This is a genomic window from Haloplanus sp. HW8-1 (assembly GCF_023703795.1).
GTDB classification, from domain to species: Archaea; Halobacteriota; Halobacteria; order Halobacteriales; family Haloferacaceae; genus Haloplanus; species Haloplanus pelagicus.
The window spans coordinates 2,869,095-2,890,525 of sequence record NZ_CP098518.1 but is presented as its reverse complement, the minus strand read 5'-3'; the positions used below and the strand labels follow the sequence as shown (position 1 = coordinate 2,890,525).

At 69.6% G+C, this 21,431-nt stretch carries 18 protein-coding genes; 4 read left to right on the top strand and 14 right to left on the bottom strand.

Annotated elements, in window-relative coordinates; translation table 11 throughout:
• Positions 1-57 precede the first annotated feature (57 nt).
• From NBT82_RS15040 to NBT82_RS14995, 10 genes are all read right to left on the bottom strand, one after another.
• The gene (locus NBT82_RS15040; protein WP_251328922.1) at positions 58-666 is read right to left on the bottom strand and encodes a hypothetical protein; all 609 of its coding nucleotides are present in this window, start codon (positions 664-666) and stop codon (positions 58-60) included.
• Between the two features lie 81 nt (positions 667-747).
• Complete coding sequence (locus NBT82_RS15035) at positions 748-2,910, bottom strand: ATP-dependent DNA helicase (RefSeq protein WP_256476620.1); 2,163 nt, start codon at positions 2,908-2,910, stop codon at positions 748-750.
• Positions 2,911-2,950: 40 nt separating this feature from the next.
• Positions 2,951-3,424, bottom strand: coding sequence for a DUF6789 family protein (locus tag NBT82_RS15030; RefSeq protein ID WP_251328921.1), 474 nt, complete (start codon positions 3,422-3,424; stop codon positions 2,951-2,953).
• Between the two features lie 150 nt (positions 3,425-3,574).
• Positions 3,575-4,474 carry an ornithine carbamoyltransferase gene (gene argF, locus NBT82_RS15025; protein ID WP_251328920.1) on the bottom strand — a complete coding sequence of 300 codons (900 nt, stop codon included), beginning with the start codon at positions 4,472-4,474 and terminating at the stop codon, positions 3,575-3,577.
• Entirely contained in the window at positions 4,471-5,535 is a 1,065-nt protein-coding gene (locus NBT82_RS15020) for a [LysW]-lysine hydrolase (protein WP_425601773.1), read from the bottom strand. Before NBT82_RS15020 ends, argF begins: the two co-directional genes overlap by 4 nt.
• Positions 5,536-5,537: 2 nt before the next feature.
• Entirely contained in the window at positions 5,538-6,662 is a 1,125-nt protein-coding gene (locus NBT82_RS15015) for an aspartate aminotransferase family protein (RefSeq protein WP_251328918.1), read from the bottom strand.
• Positions 6,659-7,489, bottom strand: a complete 831-nt coding sequence (locus NBT82_RS15010; protein ID WP_251328917.1) for an acetylglutamate/acetylaminoadipate kinase — start codon at positions 7,487-7,489, stop codon at positions 6,659-6,661. The genes NBT82_RS15015 and NBT82_RS15010 overlap by 4 nt, the downstream gene beginning before the upstream one ends.
• 39 nt (positions 7,490-7,528) lie before the next feature.
• Positions 7,529-8,566 (bottom strand): N-acetyl-gamma-glutamyl-phosphate reductase, encoded by a 1,038-nt coding sequence (gene argC, locus NBT82_RS15005; protein WP_251328916.1) that lies wholly within the window; start codon positions 8,564-8,566, stop codon positions 7,529-7,531.
• The gene (gene lysX / locus NBT82_RS15000) at positions 8,563-9,426 is read right to left on the bottom strand and encodes a lysine biosynthesis protein LysX (protein ID WP_251328915.1); all 864 of its coding nucleotides are present in this window, start codon (positions 9,424-9,426) and stop codon (positions 8,563-8,565) included. The genes argC and lysX overlap by 4 nt, the downstream gene beginning before the upstream one ends.
• Entirely contained in the window at positions 9,426-10,658 is a 1,233-nt protein-coding gene (locus tag NBT82_RS14995) for an argininosuccinate synthase (protein ID WP_251328914.1), read from the bottom strand. Before NBT82_RS14995 ends, lysX begins: the two co-directional genes overlap by 1 nt.
• A 366-nt stretch (positions 10,659-11,024) precedes the next feature.
• On the opposite strand from NBT82_RS14995, the gene NBT82_RS14990 reads away from it, so the two are divergent.
• Positions 11,025-12,461: an amidase gene (locus NBT82_RS14990; protein WP_251328913.1), complete on the top strand. Its 1,437-nt coding sequence runs from the start codon at positions 11,025-11,027 to the stop codon at positions 12,459-12,461.
• 13 nt (positions 12,462-12,474) lie between these two features.
• On the opposite strand, the gene NBT82_RS14985 is transcribed toward NBT82_RS14990, so the two are convergent.
• From NBT82_RS14985 to NBT82_RS14975, 3 genes are read right to left on the bottom strand one after another with little or no spacing between them, the layout of a single operon-like run.
• Positions 12,475-13,068: a diacylglycerol/polyprenol kinase family protein gene (locus tag NBT82_RS14985; protein ID WP_251328912.1), complete on the bottom strand. Its 594-nt coding sequence runs from the start codon at positions 13,066-13,068 to the stop codon at positions 12,475-12,477.
• Position 13,069: 1 nt separating this feature from the next.
• Positions 13,070-14,887 carry a glycine--tRNA ligase gene (gene glyS / locus NBT82_RS14980; protein WP_251328911.1) on the bottom strand — a complete coding sequence of 606 codons (1,818 nt, stop codon included), beginning with the start codon at positions 14,885-14,887 and terminating at the stop codon, positions 13,070-13,072.
• The gene (locus NBT82_RS14975) at positions 14,884-15,732 is read right to left on the bottom strand and encodes a CBS domain-containing protein (RefSeq protein WP_251328910.1); all 849 of its coding nucleotides are present in this window, start codon (positions 15,730-15,732) and stop codon (positions 14,884-14,886) included. The genes glyS and NBT82_RS14975 overlap by 4 nt, the downstream gene beginning before the upstream one ends.
• 143 nt (positions 15,733-15,875) lie before the next feature.
• Here NBT82_RS14975 and NBT82_RS14970 point away from each other — a divergent pair, with 143 nt between their 5' ends.
• Together NBT82_RS14970 and NBT82_RS14965 are read left to right on the top strand one after the other, a co-directional pair.
• Positions 15,876-16,040, top strand: a complete 165-nt coding sequence (locus NBT82_RS14970) for a DUF7556 family protein (protein WP_251328909.1) — start codon at positions 15,876-15,878, stop codon at positions 16,038-16,040.
• A 99-nt stretch (positions 16,041-16,139) separates the two neighbouring features.
• The gene (locus NBT82_RS14965; protein WP_251328908.1) at positions 16,140-17,690 is read left to right on the top strand and encodes a sulfatase; all 1,551 of its coding nucleotides are present in this window, start codon (positions 16,140-16,142) and stop codon (positions 17,688-17,690) included.
• A gap of 53 nt (positions 17,691-17,743) precedes the next feature.
• Here NBT82_RS14965 and NBT82_RS14960 read toward each other — a convergent pair whose 3' ends face one another.
• On the bottom strand, positions 17,744-19,897 hold the full coding sequence (locus NBT82_RS14960) for an Ig-like domain-containing protein (protein WP_251328907.1): 2,154 nt from the start codon (positions 19,895-19,897) through the stop codon (positions 17,744-17,746).
• A 175-nt stretch (positions 19,898-20,072) separates the two neighbouring features.
• Between NBT82_RS14960 and NBT82_RS14955 the strand changes: the two genes are divergently transcribed.
• Positions 20,073-21,305: a ParA family protein gene (locus NBT82_RS14955; RefSeq protein WP_251328906.1), complete on the top strand. Its 1,233-nt coding sequence runs from the start codon at positions 20,073-20,075 to the stop codon at positions 21,303-21,305.
• Positions 21,306-21,431 lie beyond the last annotated feature (126 nt).

The window sequence follows — 21,431 nt, the reverse complement described above, 5'->3', positions numbered from 1 at the left end:
GCCCCGGGTAAAGAGTTTAGGTGTCCGTCTCTCCGCCCGGGACTCCGCGATGTTCCGCTACTCCGTCGATGCGACGAGCCAGTGGTCGTAGTCCCGGTCCGTGTACGACTCGAGCGCGAGCGTCACCCGGTGGCGTCCCGCGGGACGCCCGGACACGACGGCGGCGCGCTTGCCGCTCGCGCCCCGGATCCCGGTCACGGCCGTCCCGTTCCGGTGGGTCGCCGTCACGTTCGTGACGATCAGGGCGTGGCCGGCGTCGAACCGCCCGGGCGCGGTGATCCGTCCCAGCGAGCGCCCGTCGTCCACCTCGGTCAGATCGAGGGTAACCGACTCCGAGCGGTGGCAGTCACCGACCGGCGGGGCGATGGGCGTCGGTGTCGGCTTGTACGGCCCGGTGAACGTCTCGCGCCAGCACGGTCCCATATCCTCGGACCGCTCGACGAAGACGACCTGCAGCGTCACGGTCACCGAGCGGACGTCGTCGGGAATCGCACCCGCGCGGACGACGTACTCGACGTCGACGGGCGCCGACGTGGCCGTGGGCGTGTTCGTCGTCGTGGGCGTCACCGTGGGCGTGTTCGTCGGCGATGCCTCGGGGGCCAGTCCCGCACAGCCGGCGAGGACCAGCGAGAGGGCGACAACGAGGGCGGGGATACCTCGTCGCATACGCGGGGCCAGCGGTTTGGCTGACAAATGCTTTTCGGACGATATCGGCGCGTTGAGGCATCCGTAGCGGGGCGTGGCGTCTCACGGCGCCGGCGGGTCGCCGTCGTAGGCGTCGAGGTCCGCGAAGAAGTTCAGCGTCGCGAACTTGAGTTTCTCGGGCGTCACGTCGATGAGTTCGTCCCGCTCCTCCGGCGGGAACGCGTCGCGGACGCCGTACTTCCCCATGTCACGACCGGCGCGCGTGTAGCGCTTGTCGAGCAGGACCCGCACCCCGTAGTCGTCCGGCGAGCGGATCACCCGCCCGAGCGCCTGTCGCGTCTTGCGGATCGTCGGAATCTCGACGGCGTAGCGCCACCCCGGGTCCCGCCGGTCGTCGTACGCCCGGTCGTAGGCGTCCTGGACTGCCCCAAGTCGCTCCGAGAGATTCGGGTAGGGGACGCCGACGACGACGACGCTCCGGGCGTCGTCGCCGTCGAAACTCACCCCCTCGCCGAGGGTGCCCCACAGCGACGTGAACAGGGCGGCCCCGTCGTCGTCGACGAACCGTTGTCGGAGGTCCTCCGTGGGCGTCCCCGCCTCGTCGAGGTAGGCGTTCGGGGCGTCGACCAGGTCGTGGTACCGTTCGGCCTCGCCGTAGGAGGGGAAAAACAGGAGCGCGTTCCCCGGAGTCATGCGGACGACGTCGCCGAGCGTCTCGGCCACCGTCGCCTGCGTCTCGGGGTCGTCCCGGTCGCTGGCGAACAGGGCCGGCCCCTCGACGGCGAAGGTCCGCCGGCGCTCCTCGGGGTACTCCAGGCCGTAGGCGAGCGTCGCCGGGTCCGACAGCCCCAGGACGTCCGCGAGTACGTCGAACGGCCGGAGCGTCGCGCTCATTAGCACGCTCGCGGCCACCTCGTCGAACAGCCCCTCGGTCACCTGTCGCGGGATCGCGGTGTAGAGTTCCGCCCGGCCGTACACCTCGTCGGTGCCCGCGTCGCGACGCACCGCGGCCATCGGGTGGCGCCCCAGACTCGTCCCCTGGCCCATCCAGTCGGCGACGAAGCCGGCCGCCTGCAGGGTCGCGGACTCCTTTCGGGTGGTCGTCTCGCCCCGACGATAGGCCTCCTCGTACGCCTCGTCGAGCGCCTCCCCCACCTGTCGCGCGAGATCGATCTCCGCGTCGATCCCCTCGCCCTCGTAGGCGTCGAGAAAGGCGAGCGTGAGGTCGTCCCGCCGGTCGTCGTTGGCGATCCCGAGTTCGTGCCAGTTCTCGCCGACCTGTTCGCGTTCCCCGAAGCCGAGGGCGTCGTCCACCGCCGTCTCGAGCCCGGTCAGGAACGCCGAGAGCACGTTCTTCGCCCGCCCGGCCCGGGAGTCGTCGGCCTCGTCGAGTTCGGCGAGCGCCCCCTCGAGGGTGCGCGCCGAGCACGTCCGCGTCGCGTGCTCTCGTGCCGCGGATTCGACGTTGTGGGCCTCGTCGAAGACCGTGATCACCTCGGCGGGGTCCCGCCCGAGCCACCGGAAGAAATGCTCGCGGATCGAGGGATCGAGCAGGTGGTGGTAGTTACAGACTGCGAGGTCGATCCCCTCCATCCCCTCCTTGAGGAGTTCGTAGCCACAGAGCCCCCGCTCGTCGGCGTAGGCGTAGATCTCATCGGGCGTGCGCACGTCCTCGAACAGCCAGTCGTGGAACGCGTCGGTGTCCCGCGTGAGGTTCGCGCGGTAATGCTCACAGACGTTGGCCGCCTCCAGCTCCGCGATCTCTTCTTCTACCCCTTCGAGTTCGTCGACGACGGCCGAGCGGGCCTCGGCGGCCCCGTCCTCGCCCGCTCGTACCTCGTCGAGGAGGACCTCGCTCCGCTCGGCGAGTTCCCGGCGGTCACGCTCGGCGTCGACCAGCGAACGGGTGGTCTCCTTGAGGCTCCGGCACTCCTCGTATCCCACGTCGAGGTGGCACATCGAGGCCTTGCCCTTGAAGACGACCGCCCGGATGGGCTCTTGTGTCCGGATGGCGCGGGCGTCCTCGACGAACTGCCGCATCTGCTGGTGGACGTTCGTCGTGATGACGACCGTCCGGTCCTCCTCGCGGGCGTGGGCGAGGGCCGGCACCAGCGCGGACAGCGTCTTGCCCGTCCCCGGCGCGCCTTCGAGCAGCACGTCCTGGCCGCGAGCCAGCGCGTTGGTGATGCGGTCCATCGCCTCGCGCTGGTTCGGATACGGCGATTCGTACGGAAAGAACCGCTCGTGTCCCGCGGTGTCTGCCACGACACCGGGTAGCGCGCGCCGGGATTAAAACCCTCGGCAGTCAGAGTGCGTCCTCGGTCGCGACGTAGACGGCGCCCAGCACGGCGCCGTAGGCGCCGTGCCACAGGAGCGACGGCGGCGCGAAGTTGGGAAACGGGGGCGACGCCGGCGATCCCACAGCGCTCAGCCAGAGGGGCATGAGCAGCGCCGCGAGACCGATCCACGTCGCGACGCCCCAGGCGATGCCGGCGCCGACGAGCCGTGTCGGCCGTTCTACGTCCAGTGCCCCGACCAGCGCCGCGAAGACCACGCCAAGCACCGCGCCGTGCGAGACGTGGACGACCATCCCGAGCCCCGGGTTCGGGGGCGGTGCGAGCGTATAGAGCGACGGGATCGCCACCGCTAGCGTCGGCGGGTTCATCGCCAGGACGAGCGCACCCATGACGAGTGCGCCGACGCTCCCGCCGACGACGCCCGCCCGCCAGTTGCCGCTCGGTTCCCCGGTCTCGTGGGCTGACTGTGTCGTCGTCGCCATGGCCGTTCGGAGGACGGGTGACTACAACCCCGTTCGGGGGTCTGACGCGACGGACACACGACGTCGAAAGAGTGAAGTACTAGTTGGACTATTGACAAAAGTTGGTCGGCGCTCGTTCGGGGGCGCCACCCGGGTCCCGGGCGGGTACTCTTACCCCAGCAGTTCCACGAGCAGGCCGGCCTGGGCGTGCAGGCGGTTCTCGGCCTGTTGCCAGACGATCGCCCGGTCGCTCTCGACGACGTCGTCGGTGATCTCCTCCCCGCGGTGGGCGGGCAGACAGTGCATCACCTTGGCGTCGGTCCCCGAGAGTAGGTCGGCGTTCACTTGGTAGCCCTCGAACGCCGCCAGTTTCTCCTCGCGAACGCCCTCCTCGCCCATCGACACCCACACGTCGGTGTAGACGACGTCGGCGTCGGCGACGGCGTCGTGAGGTTCCTCGACGACCGTAGGGGCCCGCCCCAGTTCGGCCGCGCGGTCCATCACCGATCCGTCGACACCGTAGGTCGGTGGGGTGGTGACCGTGACCTCCAGATCCGCCAGCGCCGCGCCCAGGACGAACGATTGGGCGACGTTGTTGCCGTCGCCGATCCACGCGACTGTCACGTCGTCGAACCCGCCGAACGTCTCGCGGATCGTCAGCAGGTCCGCGAGCGTCTGGCAGGGGTGGGCGTCGTCGGTCAGGCCGTTGACGACCGGGACGTCGGCGTAGGCGGCCAGTTCCTCGGCGTCCGCGTGGTCGAACAGCCGCGCCATGATGGCGTCGACGTAGCCCGCGAGCGCCCGGGCGGTGTCTTTCACCGGCTCCCCGCTGCCGAGGTGGATGTCGTCCGGTCCGAGGAAGATGGCGTGGCCGCCGAGTTGCGTCATCGCCGTCTCGAAGGAGGTGCGGGTGCGTGTGCTCGGCTTCTCGAACACCATCGCGAGCGTCTGCCGCGTCAGGTCGGTCCCGTCCTCCCCGGCCTTGATCGCCGCGGCCCGGGAGAGAACCGTCTCCAGTTCGGCGGCCGTCAGGTCGTCCACGTCGAGTAGGTCCGTCGTTTCGACACTCATCCCTCCACCCCCACGAGGCGCTCGCAGGCGTCGACCAACACGTCGACGGCGCGGTCGTACTCCGAGAGCGAGAGGCGTTCGTCGGGCGCGTGATCCAGGTCCGAGTCGCCGGGGCCGTAGGTGATCATGGGACAGTCCCACGCCGACGCGAAGACGTTCATATCGGCCGTGCCGGTCTTGCGCAGGAGGCGAGGGTCGCCACCGGTCTCCCGGATGGCCGCCCGGAACGCCCGCGCCACGCGCGTCCGCGGGCTCTCCATCACCGGTGGCACTCGGTCGTACCAGTGGACGGTGCCGATGTCGAGTTGGCCGTCGGCCACCTCGCGCACGTCGTCGACGGTGTACTTCGGCGGGACGCGGAGTTGGACCTCCATCGTCGCCTCGACGGAGAGGCCGTCGACGCTGGTGCCGCCCTCGAACTCGACGGGCTTGCAGGTGACCCGCTCGAAGACGGGCAGGTACTCGTCGGGGTCGAACTCCTCTTCGACCCGCGTCCACCAGTCCATCGCGTCCTGGATCGCGTTGTTCTCCGGCCGGGAGGTGTGTCCCGACTCGCTGGTGGCGACGTACGTCCCCGCCAGCAGGCCGCGGTAGCCAAGGGTGATGCCCGTCCACCCGCTCGGCTCGCCGTTGACGACCGCGCCGGGCGCCGGACGGTCGCTCTCGATCACGTGCCGTGCGCCCCGGGAGTCGACCTCCTCGCCGACGACGCCGAGGAAGCTCACGTCCGTCGCCACCGCGGCGACGGCCATCGCCGCCAGCGACCCGGTGGCGTCGACGCTCCCGCGGCCCCACAGCGTCCGGTCGTCCCCATCGTCCCGGATCTCCACCGGGACGTCACCCGGAACCGTGTCGAGATGCGAGGTCAGGAGGACGGTGTCGTCCGCCGGCGCGTGGACGTTGCCCACCTCGTCGACCCACACCTCGCGGTCGTGGGCCTCGAAGAACTCCACCAGCCGCGCCGCGGCGTCCCCTTCCTCGCCGGAGGGGGAGGGAGTGGAGACGAGGTCGACCAGCAGTCGCTGGGCGTCGGTCAACTCCGCCGCCGTCGACTCGCTCACCGTCATCCGAGCACCGCCTCCAGGGAGTCGACGACCCGGTCGGCGTGGTGTTCCTCGACGATCAGCGGCGGCAACAGGCGAAGGACCGTCCGCCCGGCCGGCAGCGCGAGGATGCTCTCCTCGAGGGCCAGATCGCGGAGCAGACGGTTCGATCCCCGCTTCACCTCGACGCCGATCATCAGTCCCTGCCCCCTGACCTCTCGGATCGGGAGGTCGGCGTCCTCGATGGACTCCATCAGGTAGTCCCCAACGTCCGCGGCGTGGGTCGGGAGATCCTCCTCGACGATGGTGTCGAGCGTGGCGTTGGCGGCCGCACAGACCACCGGCCCGCCGCTGAACGTCGACCCGTGTTCGGGGTCGGCGTCCGCGATCCAGTCCGCACAGACCGTCGCGCCCAGTGGCAGGCCGCTGGCGATCCCCTTCGCCGTCGTGAGGATGTCCGGCGAGACGCCCGTCCGCTCACAGGCCCAGAGCGCCCCCGTCCGACCGACGCCGGTCTGGATCTCGTCGAAGACCAGCGCCGCGCCGGCCGCCTCGGTTTCCTCGCGGGCCCGACGCAGGTACGCCTCATCGGCGGGGTGGATGCCGCCCTCGCCCTGAATTGGTTCGAGGAAGACCGCGGCGGTCTCCTCGTCGACTGCCTCGGCGAGTTCCTCGCCGTCGCCGTAGGAGACGAACTCGATCCCGCCGGCGAGGGGTTCGAACGGCTTCTTGTACTTGTCCTTCCAGGTCATCGCCAGGGCGCCGAGGGTGCGACCGTGGAAGCCCCGACGGGTGGCGACGATCTTCGACCGCCCCGTGGCGTTGCGGGCGAACTTCATCGCCGCCTCGTTGGCCTCGGTACCGGAGTTACAGAGCCAGACGTTCTCCAGCCCCGGTGGCGACACCGTCGCCAGTTTCTCGTACAGTTCCGTCCGCGCCTCGACGGGGTAGGACGCCTGTACGTACAGCAGGTCCTCGACCTGCGACTTGATGGCGTCGACGACCCGCGGGTGACAGTGACCCACGGACGCGACGGCGTAACTCGCGCCGAAGTCCAGATACTCGGTTCCATCGTCGGCGTAGAGGGTCGCCCCCTCGCCGCGCTCGATGCCGATCGGTTTCTCCGAAAAGACGAATCCGCTCATGTGTCCTCCCTCTCCAGTGCGCTCGCGTACACGTGTGTGCCGCCACCGCCGAGGGCGCCCGTCACGGGCGCCTCGGCGTTGGCGTCGGCGACGATCACTTCGGACGCGCCCGTCTCCAGGGCCTCCGTCGCCGCCATCACTTTCTTGGTCATGAACCCCTCCGCGGCGTCGGTGAGCGCGTCGTACTCCGCGGGGGTCGTCACCGCGTCGATCAGCGTCGACGGATCGTCGGGCTCGGCGTAGACGCCCGCCACGTCCGTGAGGACGACGAGCGTCGCGCCAAGCGCACCGGCGACGGCCGCAGCCGCGCGGTCGGCGTCCGTGTTCACCGGCACGCCGTCGTCGGCGAGCATCGGGGGCCCGGTGACGGGGGTGTAGCCGTCCGCCAGCAGTGTTTCGAGCAGTTCGGCGTTCACCGACTCGATCCGTCCCGAGTGGTCCCCGCGCTTGATCTTCTTCTTGCCGTCCTCTATCACTCGCACCGCGGATTTCCGGGCGCCGGTGACGAGGCCGCCGTCGACCCCCGAGAGCCCGACTGCGTCGACCCCGGCCGCCCGGAGCGTCGCGACGAGGTCGGTGTTCACCTTGCTCATCGCCATCGTGAACGCCTCCATCGTCGCCTCGTCGGTGAACCGCCCGACGACGCCGTCCGGCGTCTCGACGTACGTCGGGTCGATGTCGAGGCGGTCCAGCAGGTCGTCGACCGCGGTCGACCCGCCGTGGACGACGACGACGGGTTCGCCGTCGGCGACGAGGTCCGCGACGTCCGTGACCGCGTCCGCCGGGTCGACGGCTTTCGCGCCACCGATCTTGACGACGACGGTCACGCGAGCCACCTCCGGTGGCGAGGGGGTCCCGAAGTCATGTCAGGGTGCCCCCACCGGGTGGAGTCCCTGGAACTCCAGTCCGGCCGTCTCCTCGATGCCGAGGGCGATGTTCGCGGCGTGGACCGCCTGTCCCGCCGAGCCCTTCATCATGTTGTCGATGGCCGAGAACACCACTACCCGCTCGTTGCCGGGATCGATCTCGAAGCCCACCTCCGCGTGGTTGGTGCCCGCCACCGCCTTCGGTTCGGGGTAGCGGTAGACGCCGCCACCGCCGGCGACGGTGCGCATGAACGGTTCGTCGCCGTAGCTCTCGCGGTAGGCGCTCCACAGGTCCTTCTTCCGTACCGGATCGTCGGGGAAGACGTGACAGGTCGCGGCGGCGCCGCGGGTCATGTCCACCGCGTGGACGGTGAAGGACACCGAGAGCCCGAGGAACTGCTCGATTTCGGCCTCGTGGCGGTGGCCGGTCGGGGCGTAGGGGCGGACGATCCCCGATCGCTCGGGGTGTGAGGAGGCCGCGCCGCCGCCGGCGCCGCCCTCCGAGGAGCCGACCTTCACGTCGACGACCACCCGCTCGTCGCCGGCGAGGATGCCGGCGTCGAAGAGGGGCTTCAGCCCCAGGATCGTCGCCGTCGCGTTACAGCCACCGGAGGCGATCAGCTCCGCCCCGCGGAGGTTCTCGCGGTTGATCTCCGGCAGGGCGTACTCCGCCTCGGCGAGCAGTTCCGGCCGGTCGTGGCCGTCGTACCACTCGTCGTACTGCCCCTCGGTGGCGAGGCGGAAGTCGGCGCTCAGATCGACGACGGTGTCCGCGGCGTCCCGGAAGGCGTCGATGCGCTCCATCGAGACGCCGTGGGGCGTCGCGGCGAAGAGGACGTCCACCGAGTCGAGGTCGTCGGGCGAGGTAAAGCGGAGGTCCATCCCCCGGAGGTTGGGATGCTGGTGACCGATCGTCTTGCGCTCGTAGCTCCGACTGGTCGCCTGGACCACCTCGAACTCGGGGTGGCCGTCGAGCAGGCGGAGGAGTTCGCCGCCGGTGAAGCCGCTGGCGCCGACGACGCTCGCGGTGTGGGTCATGCGGTCGCTTCCTCCGTCTCCGCTTTGGTCTCCAGCCAGTTGACGATCCGTGCGGGCACGTCGAAGTCGACACAGGAGTCGAGCGCCTTGAACTCCACCGTGTGGTTCACCTCGTGGACGGTGTAGGAGTCGCCCGTCTCCATCAGGTCGACGCCCAGTAGGCCGCCCCCGACGGCGTCGGAGGCGCGTTCCACCAACGCCGCCACCTCGTCGTCGACCTCGAACTCGTCGACCTCGCCGCCCTTCGCAGCGTTGGTGAGCCAGTGGTCCGAACTGCGCGTCATCGCGGCGACCGGCTCGCCGTCGGTGGCGACGACGCGGATGTCACGCCCCGGCTTCTCGACGAACTCCTGAATGTAGAACACCTTGTGTTCGTAGTGGCCGAGCGTGGCCTTGTGTTCGAGGATCGCCTCGGCGGCGCTCCGGCTGTCCACCTTGGCCATCAGCCGCCCCCACGACCCGATCACGGGCTTGAGCACACAGGGGTACCCGAAGTCCTCGATGGACTCCAGTGCGCTGTCGGTGGTGAAGGCGACGTCGGTGTTCGGCGTCGGCACGCCCGCGTCCTCCAGTACGAGGCTGTTTTTCACCTTGTCCGCACACAGTTCGGCGGTATCCGCGGCGTTGATCACGGGCACGCCGTAGGCGTCGAGAAAGCGCGTCACGTACTTGCTCCGACTCGTCGCCAGACAGCGATCGATCGCCAGATCGATGTCGTCGAACGCCGCGGGCGCCTCGCCGATGTTGAACCGCTCCTTCCGGACGTCGATTTTCGTCACCTCGTGGTCGCGGTCCCGAAGCTCCGAGAGCAGGAGCTTTTCGTCGCGCCTGATCCGCGAGTACAGCAGTCCGACGTGCATCACTCCTCGCTCCAGGCCGCGCCGTCGGTCACCGCTTCGGTTCCGTCACCCTTCGCCTTCGCGAGCACTTTCGCGGCGAGACGCTCCTGGAAGCCGTGGTACTTCGCCACGCCCGTCGCGTCCGCCTGTGTGATATCGCCCACGTCCTCCGTGTTGAAGGAGGCGAAGGCCTCGTCGTACACCGCGTACTCGCTGTCGCGGCCGACCGGGCGGGCCTGGCCCCCCTCGAACCGGATCGTCACCGTGCCGGTGACGCGGTGCTGGGTCGCGTCGATGAACCCCTCCAGGGCGTCCATCAGCGGCGCGTCGACCAACCCCTCGTATCCCTTCTGTGACCACTCGTCGTCGACGAGTGTCTTGAAGTCGCGCTCCTCCTTCGTGAGTACGAGGCTTTCGAGGGTCTCGTGGGCGTTCAGGAGCGTCGTCGCCGCCGGGTGTTCGTAGTTTTCCCGCACCTTCAGCCCGAGCATCCGATCCTCCATCATGTCCGTGCGCCCGACGCCGTACTCGCCGGCCACCTCGTTGAGATGTTCGATGAGCGCGATCGGGGCCATCTCCTCGCCGTCGACGGCGACGGGGTAGCCGTTCTCGAAGGTGAGTTCGATCTCCTCGCTGTCGCCCGCGGGCGAGCGCGTCCAGTCGTAGATCTCCTCGCCCGGCACGTGACCGGGCTGTTCGAGGTCGCCGCCCTCGATCGACCGACTCCAGAGGTTCGTGTCGATGCTCCAGACCCCCTCGTTGCCGCCCTCAACTGGTAAATTCTTCTCGTCGGCGTACTCGATCTCCCACTCGCGGGTCAGGCCGAGTTCGCGCACGGGCGCGATCACGTCGAGGTCCGACGCGCGCCAGACGGCCTCGAAGCGCAACTGGTCGTTACCCTTGCCCGTACAGCCGTGGGCGACGGCATCGCAGTCCTGCTCTTTGGCCACGTCGAGGATGGCCTCGGCGATGACTGGCCGCGCCAGCGCCGTCCCGAGCGGATACCCCTGGTACGTGGCGTTCGCGCGCACGGAGTCGAGACACTGCGCCGCGAACTCCGCCTTCGCGTCGACGACGTAGTGTTCCAGATCCAGCGCCTCGGCCGTCTCCTCGGCCTCGGCGAACTCCGCCTCGGGCTGGCCGACGTCGACCGTCACGCCGACCACCTCGTCGTACCCCCACTCCTCTTCGAGGAGCGGGACGCATACTGTCGTGTCGAGTCCGCCGGAGAACGCGAGTGCCACACGTGTCATTATCGACGTATCCGGCCCTCGGAGACTTAAATTCTATGCTTTCGTTGTTGGAATAAAACGGAAAACTGGACGCTCGTGGAGTCGATCGGTGGGAAAGGGAGAACGAAACTGCCGGTGGAGTGGAGTGATAGGTGGGCCTAACGGCCCTGTCGTCGCGGTCGCCGGACTGCGAGGGTGGGGCGGACGAGTGCGGACGAGGGGGTCGTCCGGTCCATTGTACGAACACAGCCTATCTCGATACAAATATCTTCCGAACGGCGGCCGGTACGTGGGCGGTCGACACGCCCCGGAGGCCCCGACGGACGTCCCCGCGGATCCGCCCTCGAGGGAGAACCATTTTTGTTCGCCCGTTCGGGAGTTCGACTCGTGACAACAGACCCCACTCGAATGACGGCCGCAGCGATCGCCAGGGGCGTCCGCGACCGAACACTCTCGCCGAGCGAGGTCGTCGAGGCACATCTCGACCGGATCCACGAGCGCACCGACCGAACGAACGCCTTCGTCACCGTCACCGACGACCTCGCCCGCGAGATGGCCGCGGATGCCGAACGAGCCCTCGAGGACGGGGCCCCGATCGGGCCGCTCCACGGGGTCCCCGTCGCGGTCAAGGACCTCGACGACGTCGAGGGCGTCCGCACCACGTCGGGGTCGCTGCTGTTCGAGGAGCGTATCGCGGACGCGGACGACCCGTTCGTGGCCCGTCTCAGGGAAGCCGGTGCCGTCGTCGTCGGGAAGACCAACACGCCGGAGTTCGGCCTCGGGACGACCACGGACAACCGTCTCGTCGGATCGACGGGGACCCCGTTCGATCCGTCGCGGGTCGCCGGCGGGTCGTCCGGGGGGTCGGCGGCGGCGCTCGGTGACTCGTTGGTCCCGCTCGCACAGGGCTCGGACGTCGGAGGCTCGATCCGAACCCCGGCGAGTCTCTGTGGCGTCTACGGACTGAAACCCTCGTACGGACTGGTTCCGGACGTCGAGCGACCGAACGCCTTCGTCACCCACACGCCGATGTTTCACAAGGGGCCGATGGCACGAACCGTCGAGGACGCCGCCCTCGCTCTGGAGGTCATGGCCGGGACACACCCCCGCGATCCCTTCTCCGTCCCCGGGGACGACGACTATCGATCCGCCGTCGACCGCCCGGTCGACGACCTCGACATCGCGTACAGTCCCGGGCTGGGGACCTATCCGGTCGAGCCGGCGGTCCGGGAAACCCTCGACGACGCCGTCTCGGCCTTCGAGCGGGCCGGTGCGACCGTCGACGAGGTCGACCCCGAGTTCGGCCACGATCGGACCACGATCCTCGACGCGTATTACACGATGGCGACCGTACTGTGGCAGTCGCTCCTGGACGACCTCGAAACGCAGGGGCTCGATCCCCGCGGCGCGGACCGTGACCGCCTCCGACCGTACTTCGTCGACCTCGTCATGGACTCCGAGGTCCCGACCGCCAGCGACCGTCGGCGTGTGGATCGCGTCCGCACCGACGTCTTCGACGGCTTGCAGGACGTGTTCGCGGAGTACGATCTGATCGCGTCCGCGACCCTCGGCACCACCGCGTTCCCGCACGGCGAGGAGCCGACCGCGATCGACGGGACCGAGGTCGAACCGTTCCGAGGGTGGGTGCTTACTCAGCCGTACAACTTCACCGGGCATCCCGCCGCGTCCGTCCCCGCCGGGTTCGTCGATGGGCTCCCGGTCGGGATGCAACTCGCCGGTCGACGGCTCGCCGACGCCGACGTCCTCGCGGCGAGTGCCGCACTGGAGCGCCACCGTCCGTGGCGGGATCGTTATCCGGTGTGAGCACTGTCCGAGTTCAGCCCCCGAGTCCACGCAAGACGAGCCAGATGCCCAGACAGGCCACCGGCGGGATGGTGAGGTTGTCGTCGAGGACGTACCCACGGACGACGGGGGTGTAGCCGTCGGCGACGGTGGCGCCCGCCGCGCCGACGGCCGCGGCGAGGAGCGCCCGCGGGAGCGCAGCGCCCCTCACCAAGACTAGTGTGGCCAGCGAGAAACAGACGACGAACATGGCCGCGAGGACGCCAGCGCGTTTGGCTCGTCCCGCGTCGTTCGATCCCAGGAGACCGCTCACGGGGTCGCCGATGACGAGCATGAGCATCCCGGGGACTGCGATGAGCGGATCGAACGCCCACGCGACGGCGGTCATGCTGAACATGTAGAGCGCGTAGCCGGCGACGTTGTCCCGTTCGTACTCCCGGGTGAGCGTCTCGTAGACGGCCCAGTCGAGGCCGACCAGTAGTCGCACCACCTCCAGTCCCGCGGCGACGGCGGAGCCGACGACGAGGAGGTAGCCGAGCGTCCGCCACTCGACCAGCCCCAGCAGGTACAGCGCCGGAAAGCCGACGCCGCTGGCGTGGACGGCCCGCCGCCGGAGTTCGGCGCCCATCTCAGGAGCGCGTGACGTCGGTGTCGACGCGGTCGTACGTTTCGAGGAGTCGTTCGAATGAGCCGCCGGCGGCGAGGACGCCCTCCAACTCCGTCGCGAGTTCGTCGACCGGGACGCGCACCTGTGCGGTGGTGTCGCGATCGCGAACCGTCACCGTCATGGGCGCCTCCTCGACGCTCTCGTGGTCGACGGTTACCGACAGCGGCGTGCCCACCTCGTCCTGTCGGCGGTAGCGTCGGCCGATGTTGCCGGAGTCGTCGTGGGCGACCGACAGGCCCGCGGCCCGCAGGTCCGCCACCACGCCGTCGGCTAGTTCCTCCAGTGCTGCCTCGCCCACCAGCGGGAAGACCGCCACGTCCGTCGGCGCCACCTCCGGCGACAGCGAGAGGTAGGTCCGCTCCTCACCGTCGATTCGGTCCTCGTCGTAGGCGTGGGCGAGCAGCGTGTAGACGGTGCGATCGACGCCGAAGGATGGCTCGACCACGTGCGGCGTGACGTGTTCGCCCGCCTCCGTCTGCTCCTCGATCCGGAAGTTCGCCACGTCTGTGTCGACGGTCACCTCCTCGCCGTCCACCTCGACGGCCACCGTCTCGCCCTCGAAGGCGTCGGGATCCCGCGCCGCCAAGTCGCGCAGAGCGTCGGCCACGTCGCCGGCCTGCCCGCCGAACGCCGGGCCGAGGACGCTCATATCGGGGTCGACGACCGCTCGCTCGACGGTCCGCGGTTCGTCGTACTGCTGGAAGACGGTGAAGTCGTCGTCGCCGTGTTCGGCGTGTTTCGAGAGGTCGTAGTCGCCGCGGTAGGCGAAGCCGGCGATCTCGATCCAGTCGCCGTCGGCCGGATCCTCGTGGTCCTCGACCGCGCCGCTCACCTCGCTCTCGGCGTCCCAGCAGTCCGCGGCGTAGTGGGCGCGCTCGCCGGGCAGGTGCTGGCGAAACCGGAACCGATCGCCGTCGACGCCGATCCGCTCGTACCACTCGCGGGCGACGCCCAGATAGTAGGCCACCCAGTCGCTCGCGACGATGCCCTCCGCGACCGCCTCGCGAACCGTCGCCTCGACGTACTCGCCGTCGGGGTCCTCCTGTTCGTCGGCGGGGTACAGGCGGAGCGGGACGTCGGCCACCCGGGAGAGCGGTGGCTCGTCCGTGTCGGGGTCGACGAACTGCTCCAGTTCCGCCTGCGTGAACTCGCGGGTGCGGACGATTCCCTTCCGGGGACTGATCTCGTTGCGGTACGCGCGGCCGATCTGTGTGATCCCGAAGGGGAGCGTGTTGCGGGCGTACTCCTTCAGGCGCGGGAACTCGACGAAGATACCCTGGGCCGTCTCCGGCCGGAGGTACCCCGGCTGGCCCGACCCGGGGCCGATCGACGTCGCGAACATGAGGTTGAACTCCTCGATCGAGCGACCGGCGAGCGCCGCGCCACAGGTGGGACAGGCCACCTCGTACGCCGCGATCAGTTCCTCGACCTCCGGGATCGGCAGACTCTCGGCCTCCTCGATATCGCTCGCGTCCTCGATCAGGTGGTCGGCGCGGTGGCTCTCGCCGCACTCGCCACACTCGACGAGCATGTCGTCGAAGCCGTCGAGGTGACCGGAGGCCTCGAAGACGGCCTCGGGCGCGATGGTCGGCGACTCGATCTCGTCGTTGCCCTCCCGGACGGTAAACCGGTCGCGCCAGGCCGCCTCGACGTTGCGCTTGAGCGCGGCACCCTCGGGACCGAAGGTGTAGAAGCCGGCGACGCCGCCGTACGCCTCGTTCGCACCGAAGAAAAAGCCACGGCGCTTTGCGAGTTCCGCGATGTCGGCGCCGTCGCTCATACGCCCTCCAGCAGATCCACGTCCCGGACGATGCCCGCCAGCGTCCCGCCGTCGACGAGGGGGACCTGTTCGATGTCGTTCGAGAGGAGTAGGCGGGCGACCTCCTTCGCCGTCTTCCGGCCGGAGACCGTCACCAGATCGCCGGTCATGAACGTGGACACGGGTTCGTGCGGGATCTCGACGTTCCGGGTGGGATAATACCGGTTGCCGACGGCCTTGATCCCCTCCCACATCCACTCGTCGTCCTGGTTGGCGATGCTCTCGCCGGTGTCGTCCTCACCCTCGACGACCCGGGCCACCTCGATGATATCCACCTCGGTGAGCATCCCCGTCATCCGGCCGTCGTCGTCGAGGACCACGGCGTAGGGAACGTTCGCGTAGCGGAGTTCGCGTTCGGCGACCGTCAGCGGCGTCTCGTGGTAGACGGTGTTCACGTCCCGCGTCGCGAGCGTGCCGACCGCCGTCTCGCCGTCCACATCGCCACGGGCGATGGCCCGGACCACGTCCGTCACGGTGAGCATGCCGTCGAGGCCGTCGCCGTCGACGACGGGGACCCGGCGGGCCCCCTCCGCGACCATCATGTGGGCCACCTCGACGAGGTCGGCGTCCGCCGTCGTCGTCGGCACTTCCCGCATCAGGAGGGCCAACTGGTCCTCGTCGGGGTTCTCGATGAGATCGTCCCGCGAGACGAGACCGCGGTACGCCTCCCCGTCGTCGGTCGCCTTGACGACGGGGATCGACGAGAAGCCCCGCTCTTGCAGATACTCGAGGGCGTCGTCCCGGGTTCCCGGGAGGTCGACGGTCACGACGTCCGCGCGGGGAGTCATCGCGTCGGCTACGTGCATGCCTCCCGTTCCGCCGTCCACCCTCTAATACTCTGCGAACGCCGGGCCACGGTCGCGACGAGCGGGGCGGACCCCAGATCGGGGCGCTGTTTCGGGACCGTCATATCGACGTATTTATATGAGGTTGTCACAAAGTACCACACATGGCGCCCGACGTGACGGCAGCAAGGGGGAAGGGTTCGGATGTCATGGCCTCGGTCGACGAGGGGCCGGGACTCCCGGAGTTCGTCATCGCAGATATCTCCCGCGACGACGCCTGGGTATCGATCCAGCTCGCCGACGCCCCGGGCCTCGACGACTGGCGGTAAGCGCAGGGACTCGACGACCGCCCGCCGCGGTTCGTCACCCTCCCGCGACAGCGCCCCGGATCCGCGGGCTTTATTCGCGCTTCCCACGCACTGCGAGGTATGTCGAGCGACGCCCCCGGGAACGTCCTCTTCGTCGTCATGGATACGGTTCGGGCGGATCACCTGACGCCCTACGGCTACGACCGACCGACCACGCCCGGCCTCGATGACTTCGCCGCCGAGGCGACGGTGTTCGAGGAGGCCGTCGCCCCCGCCCCCTGGACGCTCCCGGTTCACGCCTCCCTCTTTACCGGTCTCTACCCCAGCCAACACGGCGCCGACCAGGAGAACCCCTATCTCGACGGCGTCACCACGCTCGCCGAGACGGTCTCCGCCGCCGGCTACGACACCGCCTGTTACTCCTCGAACGCCTGGATCACGCCCTACACCCACCTCACCGACGGCTTCGACGCCCAGGACAACTTCTTCGAGGTGATGCCCCGCGACCTGCTCTCCGGTCCGCTCGCCCGTGCGTGGAAGACGATGAACGACAACGACCGGCTTCGAACCCTTGCGGACAAACTCGTCTCGCTGGGGAACGTCGCCCACGAGTATCTGGCCGGCGGCGAGGGCGCCGACTCCAAGACCCCCGCCGTTATCGACCGCACCATGGAGTTCGTCGACGACTCGGAGGACTGGTTCGCCTTCATCAACCTGATGGACGCTCACCTCCCCTACCACCCCCCCGACGCGTTCGTCGACGAGTTCGCCCCCGGCGTCGACTCCACCGTCGTCTGCCAGAACTCCAAGGAGTACAATTCGGGCGCCCGCGACATCGACGACGACGAGTGGCGGGATATTCGAAACCTCTACGACGCCGAAATCGCCCACATCGACGCCCAACTCACTCGGCTGTTCGACTGGCTCAAGGAGCGTGGTGAGTGGGCGGACACGACCGTCGTCGTCTGTGCGGACCACGGCGAACTCCACGGGGAACACGACCTCTACGGCCACGAGTTCGGTCTCTACGACCCGCTGGTGAACGTCCCGCTCATGGTCAAACACCCCGCCCTCGACGCCGACCGCCGGACCGACACCGTCGAACTCCTGGATCTCTACCACACCGTCCTCGACGCCCTCGACGTCCCCGGCGGCGACTCCGCCCCCGGCGAGACGGCCGTCGCCCGCGACCCCACCCGCTCCCTGTTGTCCGGGGAGTACCGCGCCTTCGACGCCGCGGCCGACCCCGACCCCGGACAGGCGGCCGCCCCCGACGGGACCGTCGGCTTCGTCGAGTACTCCCGGCCGGTGGTCGAACTCAAGCAACTGGAGGAGAAGGCGGCGGCCGCGGGCATCGACCTCCCCGAGGAGTCCCGGTTCTACGCGCGGATGCGCGCCGCCCGGCGCCCCGACGCGAAGTACGTCCGGATCGATCGGATCGCCGACGAGGCCTACCGCCTCGACGTCGACCCCGACGAGACGACGAACGTGGCCGGCGACGCGGACGCCGAGTCGCCCGTTCACGAGGTCGAACGCGTCCTCGCCGCCTTCGAATCCGACGTCGGCGGCGCGTGGACCGGCGCCGCCGACGCCGACGTGACCGACGACGCCGTCGCGGACATGGACGACGAGGCCCAGGAGCGCCTGCGCGACCTGGGCTATCTGGAGTGACGCCTCCGGGCGCACGGTCCCCATCACCGAAACGTGGCGACGGCCCGTCGCCGTCAGTCGTCCGCGTCGGTGAGTCGTTGTACCGCGGTACTCGCCGCGTCGCTCACCGCTGGATCCGGATCGAGGCGGAGATCACGCAGGCGTGACTCGGCCTCCGTCCCGGCGAGCAGTTCCGGCCGCTCGCCCGCGATGGCCGCCAGTCCACGGGCCGCGTCGGCTGCCTCGTCGCCGTCCGCGTCGAGCGACGCGACCAGGTCGGCCACCTCGTCGTCGCCCACGTCGGCCATCGAGGCCACGCCGAGGTGGTCGGTCACGTCGAACGCCGGTTCGGGATCGGCGGTCACGTCCTCGCTCGCGTCGGCCGCCCCGCCCGCCGCGACGGGATCGTCGGCCTGGCCCTCGGCCGTCCGGTCAGGCCGTGGATCGTCCCGCGGTTCGGCCGCTCGCCGGTCGGGGCCGCCCGGCCCGGCCGCCGGGCGGGTATCGTCGGGTGCTCCCCGGGACGTCCCGCCCCCGGCCCGATCCCGCGGGGCCGGATCCCGCCCGGGCGCCGGCGCGTCCGTCGGACCTCCGGCGTCGGCGCCGCCGCCGGCGCCCGTCCGTTCGCCGCCCGACGCCGGTCGATCGCTCCCGGCCGCTGCCGTCTCCGCGGTCGCGTCGGCGGCCTCGATCGCGGTGACGTTGCTGACGGCCATGACGAGACCGAGGACGGCCACGACCACGATCGATCCGGCGAAGGGAACGGGAAGGGGGATCGAGAGCGGGACGGGCAGGGCCACCGGCATCGGGAGGTGAGTCGACGCGGCGCCCAGCGAGGCGAGCCCTCCGGGACCGTCGGATACGGTCGTCGTCACCGGCGTCGACGGCGCGTCGGTCGGCGCCGGCGTCGACGGTGCGGCGGTAGTGGCCCCGGCGGTCGCCTCGGTCGTCGCCGCACGTTCGCCGCCGAGTCGCAGCGTCTGCTCGTGTTCGCGGCCGTCGGCGTCGACGGCGCGGACGACGACGGTCGTCTCGCCGTCGGCGGCCCGGAGGCGTGCCTGGACGGCGACCTCCCCGGTCACGTCCCCGTCGTAGACGGTCGCCGTCGAGACCGTGGCTCCGTCCGGCCCCACCGTCTCGACGACGACCCGCTGGACCTGTCCGTCGGTCACCATCCCCGAGACTGCGACGCTGCCGTCCTCGATCCGGGTGCCGTCGGCGTCGATACTGACGGTCGGCGCCACGTGTCCTCGGTAGTCGAGGGGGACCGCCCACTCCCGGGTGTTACCGGCCACGTCGGTGGCGACGAGCGTGATCTCCTCCGTGTCGTCGTCGACCCGGACTGAAAATGAAAACTCGGTCGAGAGGCGCTCCCGGTCCGGTTCCTTCGAGGTCCGAACCAGCACGGACTTCTCACCGCTTCCGGCCCGCACCGAGAGCGACTTCACCTTGACGTTGTCGCTGACGACCCCCTCGACGTCGAGTTGGTTCCCGTTTCGCTCGAACCGGTCGAGCTGGATCGCGGGCTTCTGTCCGTCGACCACGTCGACGGTGATCTCGTGGGTCCGCCGCTGGCCGTGGACGTCCATCAACTGAACGTTCAGGGTGTTTTCGCCCAGGCCCAGCAACATGGGAACCGAGAAGTTGTCGCCCGGATCCATGACGCGCTTGGTTCGCTCCTGAGTCTCACTCCGCCCGGCGAACGTCCACTCGTAGCTTCGTTCGATGCGGACCCGCTCGACGCCGCTCAGATCGTACAGCTCACCCGCGATCGTCGCGTCCGCCGTCTCGACCCGGACGGTGCCCGAGGGCTGCCCTCGCTCCGTGGTGAACGGCGAGGTGTAACTCACGCGCGGGCCGTGGGAGTCTTTCCGTACCGTCGCGGTTCGCTCCGTGGTCCCCGAACCCTCCGCGACGACGGTCACCTCGTGTTCGCCGTCGTCGAGGTCGAGCGTGATCCGCTCCGAGAACGACTCCGCGTTCGGCTCGAACGACTGTCGACGCTCCCCGTCGACCCTAATTTCGACCGATTCGATCGCCGCGTCTCCCGATGCCTCGATATCCACTTGTGGGTCGTCGGTGACCGTGATCGTCTCCCCGCCCTCGACGCTCGTGTGTTCCACCGTGACGTCGAGACTCGGGGCCGCCGCGACCGCCGGTGCCAGCCCCGAGACGACGACGAGCGCGACCATCGCCACGACGACGCGTCCCCGTGTGCGTCTCCCCATACTGTACGGGTGTAGAACCGACTACACTAAGTGTTCCGGACGGGGAGAATCCCGCGACGGCGCTGGGCCCCCCCACCTCGTGACTGGCGTCTCTCCGCTCCTCCGAGAAAATCGCTCCTGATAATTTGCGCGCAACTGATATATCAACTGGCTATCTATCGTGTGCCGATCGGCCATGGTGTACGTTTGCACTGTCGTTGGTCCGACCGATGGGGTCGACAAGACCGTCACCGTGGCGGCGCTCGGCACGCTCCTCGTCGACGCCGGACACGACGTGTTGCTCGTCGACTTCGACCCGACGGATCCCGGACTCGCCGAGCAGTTCGACGACTGCGATACCGGGCCGACGGTTCGGGACGTACTCGCCGGCGACGCGCCGCGCCGCTCGGCCCCGGAGGCGGGATCCACGGAAGTCGTCGTTCCGGGACGGCGGGGAACGCCCGCCGCTCCCAAGGAACTGCGTGCGGCGGCGTTCGACGCCTTCGACCTCGTCCTGATCGACACCGGACCGCCGACCGCCCCGCACACGGACGCCGCCCTCGACGTGGCCGACGGCGTGCTCACCGTCTCGACCGTCCACAGTCGTCGAACCCCGTCTGCCGTCCGCGACCGTCCGGACCTCCGGGACCCCGAACACCTCGGTTCCGTTCTGACACGCGCCGACGCGTCCGTCGACCCCGCGGACCCGGACCGTCCCGTCATCGCACGGGTTCCGGGGGTCGGCGACGCGAACACACCGTCTCTCGTTCGTGACGCTCCGGATCACCCGGCCGCCGTCGCCTATCGCCGACTCGCCGCCGTCGTTGCCGAGCGGTCCCGTCCGGGCGACGACGCGACACCATCGGGTTCGAGCGACCGTTCGGACGCGTCGACGTTCGCGGCCGACGAGACGGCCCGCCTCGTGACCAGTCGTCGCGTCCTGTTGACGCTCGTCATGGGCGTCGTCGGTGCGGTCTCGACCGGAGTCCTCGGACCCGGTGACGACGATCCGACCGATGCCGTCGCCGACATCGACGGGTTCGGATACGGCGGTACGCCCGTCGCCGACGCGACGACCGACGCTCCCGGGACCACCGCGACCACAGCCACTGCTACGGCCGTCGTCACGGCCACGCAGACGGACGACGGGACCCCCACCGCGACGCCGGAGGCGACGACGGCCGACGCCACCACGACCACACCGACCGCCACGTCCGAACCCACCGCCACGCCGACGCCCACGCCCGACTCGACGGCGACGGCTACCTCCGAGCAGTCCGCCGGAATGACGGGTGGTGGCGGGGGCGGTGGTGGCGGCGGGGCCGGTGATTCGTCGACGGCCACTGCCACGCCGACGCCGACTGCGACGTCCGACGACGACTTCGGCGAGGTCGGCTACGGCGAGGGCGGCTACGGTGGGAACGTGTAGGACTGCCGAACGGGCGCGGACCCATCCCCCCGTTCACCGGCCGGCGCCGGTGGTAGCGACCGGTCTCCCGGTTTCCCCGTCCCGTCGCGACCGCCGAAAACGTCGGTAATCCTTCAGAAAACTCAT